The sequence below is a fragment of the Nonomuraea sp. NPDC050691 genome (assembly GCF_040654455.1).
Classification (GTDB): Bacteria; Actinomycetota; Actinomycetes; order Streptosporangiales; family Streptosporangiaceae; genus Nonomuraea.
In genome coordinates this window covers 1-3,019 of record NZ_JBFAIA010000336.1, presented here as the reverse complement: position 1 = coordinate 3,019, position 3,019 = coordinate 1, and the positions used below count along the sequence as shown (strand labels likewise).

Annotated in this window: 1 protein-coding gene; it reads right to left on the bottom strand. The window is 70.2% G+C overall.

Going from position 1 to position 3,019, the window contains the following annotated elements:
• Positions 1-190: 190 nt before the first annotated feature.
• The coding region (locus tag AB0H81_RS44395) for a hypothetical protein (RefSeq protein WP_358388440.1) at positions 191-3,019 on the bottom strand (2,829 nt) is incomplete at its 5' end.

Genomic DNA, 3,019 nt, shown 5'->3' with positions numbered 1-3,019 from the left:
CGATGTCGGGCACCAACCCCAGATCCAGCCCCATCAGCCGACGACCCGCCCCGTCACTCGCCCGGCCCCCGCCGACCGGCCCCCGGCAGGAACGATTCCAAGCGGTCCACTCCTCCGGCGCGGGCGGCAGGTGCCGGCCGGTCCGACGCCGAGGTGTTGCGGATGACGACCGCAGGAAGTGCCGCTTCGCTCATGACCGCCACCAGAGTTCTTGTTTCTCGCTCCACCGGGTGATCGCGAACAGGGCGGTCAGCTGCGCCTTGTCGACCGCTCGGTGGAAGAGGTGGTCGGCCAGCTCCAGGTAGGACGAGTAGTCGCGCTGCCTGAGGTGGTTGGTGTGGTTGCCGGAGGCGTCCTTGTGGCCGTGGTTGAGCGGGAACCGGTCCTCGCCGAGCCGCAGAGCCAGACCGACCGTGCCCAGCACCAGTTTGGTCTGTGCCTGGATGACACCAGGATCCAGCGAGCCGTCAGGGAGGCGGAATTCCGTGTGGTCCGTCCGGCCCCCCCTGACCGACTGCACGTTGACCATGGTCTCGCGCTTCTTCTCGAGCGCCACCAGCTCGTCGATCGTGGCGTATCCGACGGAGTGCATCATGTTGGGCTCACAGAAAAAGAGTCCCCGGTGGCCGGACTGCTCCGGGTTCGCCAACAGCCGCATGAAGGTGTCCAAGTAGTCGTCATTCACCAGTCGCAGGAGCCGCTGGTAGAAAGCCGGGATGTGGTCGAACACGGAAGTGTCCACATGGACGTGGCCTCCCGTGGTGTCCGTGACCACGCCGCCGTGCGAGGTGATGATCTCGCAAGCCAGCCGGATGGCCTCCCACGTGCGCGGTGTGTCGTACATCGGCGGCGAGACGAGCTCGCCGTCGGTCGAAGAGTCCACCTCCAGTCGCCAGCCGTCGTCCCCCTCGTAGTAGCCGGCGTCGCGGGAGGCGTGGTGCCCGTGGATCCAGGGATCCTGGGTCAGCCCGGCGTCGTACAGGTCGCGCGCGATGGCCTGGTTGATCGCGTCCTTGTGCGGCTTGAGCGCCATGGGCAGGTCGTATTCGATCTCCCGTCCGAACTTGAACCCGGTTCCGGGCGCGGCCAGGCCGCCCGTGGCGTCCTCGGTCATGTAGGGCACGACGGGCTCGCCGCGCTCGGCCCGCGCGAACGCCTCGGCCAGGTCGCGCTCGAACGCCTCGGGATTCCACCGATAGGAGACCTCCGGCTCAGCCGGCCGGCTCTCCCAGGCCCGTGCCCGGGCGTCCAGCGCTCGAACGCGCTCCACTTCCAGGCCAGAGCTGAAGTCGCCGGACCTGGCCAGTGCCGCGCCGGCGACGCCGGCGTCACGGGCGGCGTTCTGGCGGAGCCGCTCTGTGAGCGTCTCCTCGGCCATGCGTGGCATCGTCGGCCTGAAGTGGTACGGCGGCTCTGCCGGTGGTCGGTGGTACGAGGTCAGCCGGTTGACGAGGTCGGCCCGGTCCGTGGCGCCGCCCGGGTCCAGGCCGTGCTCCTCGGCTCCTCTGAACACGTGGGCGAGCCGTTGGACCGAGTGCTCCAGGCCCAGGTCGCCCGCCAGCTTGCGGAGCGGGTCGAGGACCCATGCGGGAGCCTTGTCCTGCGGGCCCACGATCAGGTCCATGCGTGCCAGCGCGCGGGCGGCCGGCTCGTCGAGCTTCAGCGCGTACCGGTCGGCCACCCGCACTCTCGCCCAGGTGTTCGGGCTGGTGTCCATGTATCCCCGCAGCGCGTCCACCAGCGCCGGCCGGTCCGCGGCGCCCATGGGGTCGAAGCCGAGCCGCTGGGCGCGGTCGGCGACGTAGAGGAGGCGGCCGGGCGAGTCACCGAGACCCAGTTCGCGTGACAGCTCGAGCAGCCGGTCCAGTGGCTGGCGCGGCGGGCGGTCGCCGGCGATGACGCGGTCCATCCGGCTGAGGACCGCCGTCTTCTCCGCGTCCAGCCGCGTGCCGGGGAATCGCTCCTCCATCACGCGCAGGTCCCAGCCGTCCGCGTTGTGCTCTCGGAAGCGCGTGAGTGCCTCCACCAGCTCCGCGCGGGTCGCCGGCCGTTCCGGGATGGCGCCCTGCACGTCGGCCTCGGCCAGCATCTGCGAGAACGAGCGGAACGCGTGGGAGAACCCCGTCTCGGCCGCCAGGTCACGCAGCCCGCCGTCCGGTGATACCGAGTGGAGCGCCCGGTCGGCACGGCTCAACGTCCGTGCCGCCGCGTCGTCGAGCCCACCTACGGCGTGCTCGTCCGCGATCCGCAGCCCGTCCCACAGCTCGGTGTCGTGCTGCCGAGCCTGCCTGAGCCCGCGCACCAGTTCCTGCCGCGCCGCCGCGTTCTGGACGTCCACGCCCTGGGCCTGCGCGGCCACGAACAGGCGCCCCACATGATCGAGGGAATGGAGCCCGAGGTCCAACTCGAACGTGAGACCACGAAGGTGACTGATCCTGGTCAGGAGGTCGGTCTTGGGTGGGTGGCCGAGCGCCTGGTCGATCCGGCCGAGCGCCCGCGCGAGCGGGAAGGACGGATTCGTGATCTCCTGTTTCGCGAGCCACAGGCCGGTGAACAGATGAGGGTCCGTCTGCCGATACCCGTCGAGTCGTTCGACCAGCTCGGACTTGTCCGCCGCTCCGGCCGGATCGAAGCCCTGCCGTTGCGCCTCGTCGTAGACCCGCACCAGCCCGTCGAAGGTGGCGGGCATGTCCAGGGCTTGCGACACCTTGTGGAGGGCCGTGGCGATGTCGGTGACCCGCTGTTTCGACATGCCGGTGATTGCGATGTTGCCCATGGTGCCCAGGCTGTGCGCGTACGCGTCGTCCGGCACGTCGAGCCACAGCCGCCTCGCGAGGTCGCGGCCCAGGGCGATCACGGCGGGATCCATGGGCGGGGGAGTGCCGTCGCGGTTGATGAGCTGGTCGATGCGGCTCGTGCCCGGACCGGTGTCGTGCGGGGGGTGAGCGCCGGTGGGTGCGTCCTTGCGTGGATCGCCTGGCTGTGCGGCGTCACGTGTCGTGGGGGTGGTGTTGTTCGT